The following is an 8,349-nucleotide window of genomic DNA, read 5'->3' on the forward strand; positions in this document are numbered from 1 at the left end:
TAATGTAGCCAACGTTATGTTAAAAAATCGCATGCGAAAATATCGCAGCGCAGGCGATTCTTTAGCATAACGTGTATTAGACGCACTATGACCGTTTCTTGGGTTTGATCACTCGGTTTGTTCTCGTCCATAGTGTTGAATGCTCAATCGATAACCCCCGTGCTGTACTACGGGGGTAGTCTCAGGATATCTACGGGCTTTCCGACAACAATACACTTTTGTATCTTTGCATAGTTGCACATTTGCACTTGGGCAAAAATAAATTTTTAGTTGCAAATGTGCACAATTGTATGAGTTGTGATATCTACTTGGTTTTATGGTAGTTCACGGAATTTTCTGGTGATTAAGCTTTCTATTTTGAATCTCGGTTTTTTTGTTTTTGCACATCTCCGATGATGTCTTTGGCAACTTCGTCAAGATAATTATCAATCAGTCGGTTAACTAGTTCTGATGATTTGATTATTTCACCTGTTTTGTTGCCTATCTCAATGATTTTCCTCTTTAATTCAAGTTTTCTTTCTTCATTAATTCGTACCGTTGTGTCACCTCTTGCTGATCTCATTGTGCTGTTTCCTTATTCATGTGTTTTTTTAATCTTACCTCATATTGAATAAGGTATTCATGCATGCGTATTTACATCATGCTTATTTTGTGTGTATTATGCGTGCATGGTGTAAATATTGATGTGCTGGAGTTGTATATGAACATTATTTACTTTGACTACATAGAAGGGTACGGCATCAACGCTAAAGTCGGCGTTGAGTGGGATTTTTATCGTTCCTTCGATGAACTGGTCAAAGAGTGTTCATGTCATTTCAGAGAGGATTTTTTACTCGCGACAACCACAGCGAAATCCGGGCAGTTCATCAGCTATGTGGATTTCTATCATGACTGATTCACAAGAACGCCCAGTTATCGTTGATTATCTGGCGTTTTCTGCGCCGCTGTCCGTAATGAAAGACGTTCATACTTTCCAAGAAAAAGGGTTTGAGTGGCGCAAATTTCAGTATTTACCGGCTTATAAGCATTACCAAAATTCTGATGTTTATGCTTGTTCAGAAGGCTATGAAGGATTGCCTGAATTTGGTTCATCAAATCTGACTGAAGAACAAAAAAGTCAGTATGAAGTAGACTTATATTCTTGTTATCACGCGCGTTTGAGAATGTGGATTGCTGCTGTTTTTGGTCTAGTTGTCGGCGTTCCCAGAGGTAAGGGCGGTTTTGCTTATCAGGATTCAGCCGTGCTTTATAGTGATGGGGGCGGTAATGATCATATGGGACTCCTATACTGGGGCGGCAATAAAGATACGTTTTATGTTCAGATCTCAGGGCAGGGTTGTGCGCATGTTTTCAGTGGGACAACATGCCAAAAAATTCATAAGTGGTTTAAACACTTAGATATTACTCGTTTAAAGCGTTTGGATTTAGCCACTGATGATTATGACGGTATTTTTACCTGTGAAGCAGCAAGAATAGCGTATCAGGATGAGGCTTTTTACGGCGGTAAAGGACCGAAGCCAAAAATTGAAATTTCGCAAGCAATGGATTCGGATGGTTGCCCGACTAAAGAAGTGGTTAATGTGGGGTCGCGTCAGTCCCGTGTTTACTGGCGTATTTATAATAAAGCGTTAGAACAAAAGGTATCGGGTATTTGGTATCGTTCAGAAGTGGAATTAAAAGAAATATCGATTGATGTCCTGCTCAATATTTCAGGTATTTATGTGGGGCTTTGTGATTACGCTGCTCAAATCAATGTGAGTCAGCCCGTATCAATACCTAAACTATTTGGCCGTAAAGCCGTAGATGCCATTGAAGCGAAAGTAAAATGGCTTCGTAATCAGGCTTCTTCAACCATAGCTAAAGTATTTCATTTCTTTAATGGCGATATTGAAACGGTGTTATCAATGATTGTTCGTGAAGAACATATTCAGGATATGAATCTGTGCTTTGATATTCCACCGATATATCAGACGTTGTTGAATGAAAAGTTACAAACATCTCAATGCCCTTTTTAAGAAATAACATAAAATAAGGTAATTTATTATGATTAAAATTGAAGTTAGTGAAGTTGATGGGAAAGTGAATAATAAGCAAGTGGTTTCAAAGCAAACGGGTGAGGTATTAACGTTTCGAGAACAAACAGCTTATATTTATAACGGTGGCATTTATCCTGAAAAGTTCACGATTAATTTGGAAAAAGAGGCTGCACCGTATCCAGCGGGTTTTTATACTTTAGACTCAAGCTCGTTTAGTGTGGGTGATTTTGGTTCACTCAGAATTAAAAGCATCAAATTAATTCCAATTAAATAACGAGAACATTATTGTTAATAACCAATTAAATTTCGTTTCATTACAGAATAACGCATTGTCGTTATTGTTTTGAAAATATGATTGATCTGGGTGGCCATGTTTTTTCTGGTTGTAATAAGGAGTTATTGAAATGAGTTTTACACTAAATGCGTACCATATTCAATCTTTAGCTGAATTTGCTGGGTTTACTTGTTCTTCTGATTCTTTAGAGTTAGATACAACGTATGTGATTTGTAAATTGAAAGTAGAAGAAGATAATAATAAAATATCAGCTTATAATGGTTATATTGCTTATAATTTTGACAATCCACATTTCGGTGCAGTGGCATTATTCGGTGATATTGTATCAGATTCAATGGTGATATTAGAAGCGCATTATATTAAATTGCTTGCTGAGTTTTCCGGCTTTTCCATATCAGGGGATTCAGACGTTGATTTAAGTGACCGATATGTTATTTCTGATCTGGATTTCCCGCCTGATTATGTTGCGGGTACGCCAGGATATATTGGTTTGGGTGCTTATCGCTTTGATGATAAAGAGGGAAGTTATATTTCACTTCATTACAGTGTGACAAGATGTAATGGGTGTTGTCGAGAGATGATTGCTTCTATGAATGGTATTTGTTCTGATTGTGCTAATGATTAATTTGATAATATAAGGTATTTGCTATGTCGAATAAATTATTATGTCAGATGAGATAGTCATTAAGACTAAATATTGCAATCCGAACATTAGCTTTGGTAGCCCTGACGGATGCGATGAAGTGACTTTGAAATTACCGAAGTCAGAAGTTGTTAAATTACAGGCTTCGGTAGTTTCTCAGGATAAGCTTGTTCCCGATATTGATTATTTAGTCGCGGCGCAATTTTGGGGGCTGGCTTTTACGACAACCTTTTTCCTGTGGTTGTTTGCGAAGGGAATAGGTGAAATTCTTAAACACGTAAGAAATGCATAAAAGGAGTTTTTATGTTTGGTAAGACTAAACAGGCGTTAACCCGTATTGGTGCTTTTACTCTGGCTGTTGCTGCACCTGCTGTATTTGCTGCTGAAGGTGATGTTGTTGGCGGTGGTAAAGGTATTGACCTGACGCCGCTGACTAACAGCGTTAATTTTGGTTCAGTTCTGACCGGGATTATGGCGGTAGCGGGTTCTCTGATTGTTCTGTATGCAGGTTCGGCGGGTGTTCGCTGGATTTTGCGTATGGTTCGCGGCGCTTAATTCAGAAAGGTAAGGGGTGTAACAGCCCCTTTATATTTATGGCTCAATATCTTTTTGATTTTATGTGTTTTTTATGGGGGCTGTTATGCGCGTGGGCCGTTATACAGGGGCTGGATTCCTGATTGTTTTGCTTTTGTTGTCTGCTTACGCTTATGCCAATCCGCTTGCAGTCGCTGCTGTTCGTGTATTGCCTCGGTTGTTTTCTTCTGTCGTGGCAAAACGTGCCGCAAATGATGCCGTTTATTTATCAACTGTTAAAGCAGTTAATAATGTCGCCGCCAAAGAGATTGTGAAAAATGCCGGGCGCTCAAGTCTTTTTAAAGATGCGGTAGGTGCTGCTTCATGGATTCTGCTTGGTTATAACGTTGTTGATGCTTTTAGCCTGAATGATGACTCTGTTATTATGAACAGTGCCGATGAAAGCAGACTTACAGAGCACATTAAATACTCCTTTGAACGCAATAAATATCTTGAAAATCAGTTAACCTGTATTGTTGAAGATTACTGTGAAATTTCAGCACTTAGTAACATTCGTTTTACAAAGAAAGATAGTTCTACTTTCATAGGTGAGGGGGATTATACTGTTTACTATAAACCCGACAAAGAAACTAAAAATCGGACTTACAAAATAGGCATTAACCTTTCAGATATTAATGCCTTTTACAAATACCTTAATAAGTATTCATCATTTCCGGAAATTAGGAGCGATGTTGATTATGACAAGTTCTATGACGAAGCTAAAGATGTGAATGTATCGCCTGATTTTTTGGCTAAATTTCTTAATAATATGATGCTTAAGGCTTCATTACTCCCTGATTATGAAGGGGTGCCAGTTACATCATCAAATCCGGTAACTGCGGCTGAAATTAATGCGGCCCTTGGTTCGAATACTGTTTCTTTGCAGGATTTACTTAATGGTATTCAGATATCTCCTGAGTTAAAGCCTGAAGTGCTGACACAGACAAATCCTTTAACCAATCCTAAACCAGAACCGGACAAACCTTCTCCAGATACGCCTTCTGTTTCTCTGGGTGAAAATCCGGGTATTCCGGCACCATCTCTTGATGATGTACCTTCCGGCGATGAAATATTAAACCCGTTAAAAAACCTGATGCCTGAAGTAAAAAACATGAGTATTTCATCGAAGGATGTACGGTGCCCGGTGTGGTCGTTCGAACTCTGGGACAATAAATATTCCATTGATTCCCACTGTGAACTTCTGGAAAAAATCAGGTCACTTCTAAAAGCGGTATTCCTGCTTATCTGGGGCATCATTTCGCTGCGTATCATTCTGACGGCGTGACGGAGGCGTTATGTTCGGTATTCTGGTTTCAGCCTTTAACGTGGCGCTGGGTTTTGTGCTGCGAACGGTGGTTGTCAAATTCATTCTGTTCTTTGGCCTGTACTTTGTCGTACAGGCGTTCGTTCCTGTTCTCGCGTCACTGTTGCCTAAGTCTGTTGATATTGCCGGGTTATTTTCTTCACTGCCTGACAGCGTATGGTATTTCGTGAATCTGTTTATGGTCACGGAAGGGATTAAACTGATGTTTTCCGCATTGTTAACGCGCTTTATTATTCGTCGTATTCCTCTGATTGGTTAATTTATGGCTATTTCTGCGTATGTGGGCATTCCGGGTAGCGGTAAATCTTACGAAGTGGTGGCAAGCGTCATTATTCCCGCCTGTATTGCGGGGCGTCGCATTGTCAGTAATATTTACGGCCTTGCCACGCAAAGTATTTATGATTACTGCGTTGATATTAAAAAGGCAGACAGGGAATTACTTGGAGAAATTTTACTCGTTCAGAATGAAGACGTTCAGAACGATAATTTCTTTCCCTATAAAACGGATTCCGGCATTGCGGATGATACGTTCTGCCGCCCAGGGGATTTAATCTGTATTGATGAAGCATGGCGTATATGGGAGAACGATAAGGGCATCCCCGCAAATCATCGTTCTTTCATTGCTGAACACCGACACTTTGCAGATGAAAAAACGGGCGTAACCTGTGATTTAGTGGTTATGAATCAGTCCGTTGCCAACCTCCCTCGATTTATCAAAGACCGGGTGGAAACAACGTACCGCATGAGTAAGCATGTGGCGCTTGGGCTGCATAACCGCTACCGGGTTGACGTATTTACGGGCATTAAACTGTTTAAGTCGAATCTGACGAACAGTTATCAGAATAAATATGACAAGGCGATATTCCCTTTATATAAATCCCATGAAAATGGGCAGGGAAGGGAGCTTGTCACGGATAAGCGCCAGAATATTTTCAGTTCTAAAATGCTGTGGTTTAAAGCCGCTGGTTTACTGATTCTGGCGGTGATTGCCATTTTTTATCTGTTCTGGTTTTTCACGTCTAACGGTAATTCAGAGCCTGAACAGCAGACAAAAGATTTACCCTCCGGAAATAACACTGTGGTTTCAGTTCCTGCCGCGCCAGTTAAGCCCGTTGTTTCGGACAAATGGCGTCTTGCCGGACGGCTTAAGCGCGATGGTCAGGCGTGGGTTGTCGTGGCTGACACGTACGGGAGGCTGCGTATAGAGCCGGCTTCTCAGTTCAGCTTTGACGGCATGATGATGACGGGTGAAATCGACGGCGAAACGGTGACGGTTTATTCAGGGGCGATACGATGAAGCTGATTACAGGTTTACTTTTTTTACTGGTTCCGGGGCTGGTTATGGCGAAGGGCGTCAGTCTGGAGCTTAACGCCGTTCCGTTGCCGCAGGCGCTTAATATGATTTACGTTCAGGTGTTTGATAAGCCTTTTATGCTTGACCCGGAGCTTGCCAAATCTGACAAGGTGGTGACGTTCCGTATCACGCCGGATATCGATGAACGGGCATTCATTAAGCGCTATCTCGGCAATATGAATATTGCGATTTACAATAAGCAGGGCATTGACTACGTGGCACCGTTCACGCCTAAAGCGTATGTGCCGCCGCAGGAGACCTTTGTCTATCGGCCTCGCTTCCGTTCTGTGGCGTATCTGTCTGACATTCTGGCCGGACAGTTTACCGGGCAGTTTAACAGCCAGCGTAATTCGTTACCGTCCGGGCAGATATCGCCGGAAGCGGCCGTAGCGGGTACGGCATCGGACTTTATGAACCGCACCGGGGATGTGCTGGTTTATTATGGCCGGAAGTCAGAGATTAAGCGGTTGCAGACGCTGTTACCGCTGATTGATACCGCTTCTGAGGAAGTGATCGTTGCGGCTTACGTGTTTGAGGTGCAGACCAGCGAGCGTAACGGCTCCGGGCTGGCACTGGCGGCGAAGCTGCTTTCCGGCAAGCTGAATATTCAGATTGGCGCATCGGGCGGTTTTGATAACTTTATCCGGGTGAATACCGGTTCTCTCGATGCGCTGTATGAGCTTTTCAGGACGGACAGTCGTTTTCATGTTGTCAGTTCGCCGCGCCTCAGGGTGAAGGATGGTGCGTCAGCTACGTTTTCAGTCGGTAACGAGGTTCCCGTGCTGGGTCAGGTGAGCTACGCCGATAACAGGCCGATACAGTCGATTGAATACCGTTCCAGCGGCGTTATTCTGGACGTGAAGCCACAAATCAGGACTGACAACATTGACCTTGTTATTAAGCAGCAGCTTTCCAGCTTTGCCAAAACGGATACGGGCGTGAATAACAGTCCCACGCTGATTAAGCGCGAGGTCAACACGGAAGTTTCAGCGGCTGACGGGGATATTATTTTGCTGGGTGGCCTGGCTGAATCCAAGGTCACGAACGCCGATACCGGATTCAGCTTCCTGCCAAAAGGCTGGCTCACCAGTTCATCCGACGAGAAGAACAAGACGGATATTCTTGTCGTGTTACAGGCGAAAAAAGTCAGGCGCGCCAGCGCCGCGCACGCCCCGAGTTCCCACGAGGAGCGAGCGCGGTGATGGTGGCGACGGACACATACAGGCGGTAACGTGACGACATATCCGGTTTTTTATGTCATCAGATATGCAGGGCGTATATTATGGTTATCTTAACCCCGGTCAGTGACAAAACTCGTTTTGGTGCTGACCGGGGTTGGGCAAGCCGTACAATTCCATTTTATAGATATAGTGTTGATTCGGCGCGGCAGTATTCTGAGGAGGTATTTATGCAACATTTTTCGCAAGAAAAAAAAGTAGTTCTATCTGCTAAAACCTGTGATCGATGTAAGCGTAGAGTTGAAAAGGATGATATTGAATTTCAGGAGTTCCTGACCATTGACCACCGGGCCGGTTATGACTCTGTTTTTGGCGATGGTAGCCGGTTGCGGCTGGATTTATGCCAGCACTGTGTCAAAGCGGTTTTGGGTCAGTGGTTCACTCAGCGTGAAGAATTTGATAAAGGGATACAGGCGCTGAATAGCTTTGTTGATCGCGCCGGATTGTTTACCGATGATGAGCATTTCGGCTGTCTCTGAATAAACAAATTAACGGCCCAATGGGCGCGGCAGCTTTTAGCGGAGATACAAATGAAGCGAGAGAAGTTGAAAGTATGGGATGTTGTTGATCATCTTGATAGCAAAGAAGAAATCCTGTTGTATCTGGAAGATGTTTTTAACGAGAATGATTTGGCATTTGAGCTTAAGGCGCTGGATGATGCAAAACGGGCACTTGAAAGGCTCTATGGCAAAGTCAAGCCTTCAACATCATCGTAGTGGTGTTTTCGTCAGATCCTGCTTACCTGCGCACTGGTGCGCCTAATGTAGCCAACGTTATGTTAAAAAATCGCATGCGAAAATATCGCAGCGCAGGCGATTCTTTAGCATAACGTGTATTAGACGCACTATGACCGTTTCTTGGGTTTGATCACTCGGTTTGTTCTCGT

At 42.9% G+C, this 8,349-nt stretch carries 13 protein-coding genes; 12 read left to right on the forward strand and 1 reads right to left on the reverse strand.

Annotated elements, in window-relative coordinates; all coding sequences use genetic code 11:
• Positions 1 to 352: 352 nt before the first annotated feature.
• Positions 353 to 562 carry a hypothetical protein gene (locus AACQ38_RS23090; RefSeq protein ID WP_152962080.1) on the reverse strand — a complete coding sequence of 70 codons (210 nt, stop codon included), beginning with the start codon at positions 560 to 562 and terminating at the stop codon, positions 353 to 355.
• A 138-nt stretch (positions 563 to 700) separates the two neighbouring features.
• Here AACQ38_RS23090 and AACQ38_RS23095 point away from each other — a divergent pair, with 138 nt between their 5' ends.
• The 12 genes from AACQ38_RS23095 to AACQ38_RS23150 all read left to right on the forward strand — a co-directional run bounded on the left by AACQ38_RS23095 (position 701) and on the right by AACQ38_RS23150 (position 8,179).
• A complete protein-coding gene (locus AACQ38_RS23095; protein WP_165579175.1) occupies positions 701 to 895 on the forward strand; it encodes a hypothetical protein in 195 nt (64 codons plus the stop codon).
• Positions 888 to 2,015 (forward strand): replication initiation factor domain-containing protein, encoded by a 1,128-nt coding sequence (locus AACQ38_RS23100; protein WP_165579176.1) that lies wholly within the window; start codon positions 888 to 890, stop codon positions 2,013 to 2,015. Before AACQ38_RS23095 ends, AACQ38_RS23100 begins: the two co-directional genes overlap by 8 nt.
• A 28-nt stretch (positions 2,016 to 2,043) precedes the next feature.
• On the forward strand, positions 2,044 to 2,310 hold the full coding sequence (locus AACQ38_RS23105) for a single-stranded DNA-binding protein (RefSeq protein ID WP_165579177.1): 267 nt from the start codon (positions 2,044 to 2,046) through the stop codon (positions 2,308 to 2,310).
• A 130-nt stretch (positions 2,311 to 2,440) separates the two neighbouring features.
• The gene (locus AACQ38_RS23110; protein ID WP_165579178.1) at positions 2,441 to 2,956 is read left to right on the forward strand and encodes a hypothetical protein; all 516 of its coding nucleotides are present in this window, start codon (positions 2,441 to 2,443) and stop codon (positions 2,954 to 2,956) included.
• A gap of 40 nt (positions 2,957 to 2,996) precedes the next feature.
• Positions 2,997 to 3,266, forward strand: a complete 270-nt coding sequence (locus AACQ38_RS23115) for a hypothetical protein (protein WP_165579179.1) — start codon at positions 2,997 to 2,999, stop codon at positions 3,264 to 3,266.
• A gap of 11 nt (positions 3,267 to 3,277) precedes the next feature.
• A complete protein-coding gene (locus AACQ38_RS23120; RefSeq protein ID WP_058671976.1) occupies positions 3,278 to 3,529 on the forward strand; it encodes a hypothetical protein in 252 nt (83 codons plus the stop codon).
• Positions 3,530 to 3,593: 64 nt separating this feature from the next.
• Positions 3,594 to 4,832, forward strand: coding sequence for a hypothetical protein (locus tag AACQ38_RS23125; RefSeq protein WP_165579180.1), 1,239 nt, complete (start codon positions 3,594 to 3,596; stop codon positions 4,830 to 4,832).
• A 10-nt stretch (positions 4,833 to 4,842) separates the two neighbouring features.
• The gene (locus tag AACQ38_RS23130) at positions 4,843 to 5,130 is read left to right on the forward strand and encodes a DUF2523 family protein (RefSeq protein WP_003033743.1); all 288 of its coding nucleotides are present in this window, start codon (positions 4,843 to 4,845) and stop codon (positions 5,128 to 5,130) included.
• Between the two features lie 3 nt (positions 5,131 to 5,133).
• Positions 5,134 to 6,168 (forward strand): zonular occludens toxin family protein, encoded by a 1,035-nt coding sequence (locus AACQ38_RS23135; RefSeq protein WP_165579181.1) that lies wholly within the window; start codon positions 5,134 to 5,136, stop codon positions 6,166 to 6,168.
• Positions 6,165 to 7,427 carry a type II secretion system protein GspD gene (locus tag AACQ38_RS23140; RefSeq protein ID WP_045911738.1) on the forward strand — a complete coding sequence of 421 codons (1,263 nt, stop codon included), beginning with the start codon at positions 6,165 to 6,167 and terminating at the stop codon, positions 7,425 to 7,427. Before AACQ38_RS23135 ends, AACQ38_RS23140 begins: the two co-directional genes overlap by 4 nt.
• A gap of 80 nt (positions 7,428 to 7,507) precedes the next feature.
• Positions 7,508 to 7,942, forward strand: coding sequence for a type II toxin-antitoxin system CcdA family antitoxin (locus tag AACQ38_RS23145; protein WP_242685672.1), 435 nt, complete (start codon positions 7,508 to 7,510; stop codon positions 7,940 to 7,942).
• Between the two features lie 51 nt (positions 7,943 to 7,993).
• The gene (locus tag AACQ38_RS23150) at positions 7,994 to 8,179 is read left to right on the forward strand and encodes a helix-turn-helix domain-containing transcriptional regulator (protein ID WP_165579182.1); all 186 of its coding nucleotides are present in this window, start codon (positions 7,994 to 7,996) and stop codon (positions 8,177 to 8,179) included.
• Positions 8,180 to 8,349 lie beyond the last annotated feature (170 nt).

Origin of the sequence: Photorhabdus sp. RW14-46 (genome assembly GCF_963887965.1) — a bacterium.
GTDB lineage: Bacteria > Pseudomonadota > Gammaproteobacteria > Enterobacterales > Enterobacteriaceae > Photorhabdus > Photorhabdus laumondii.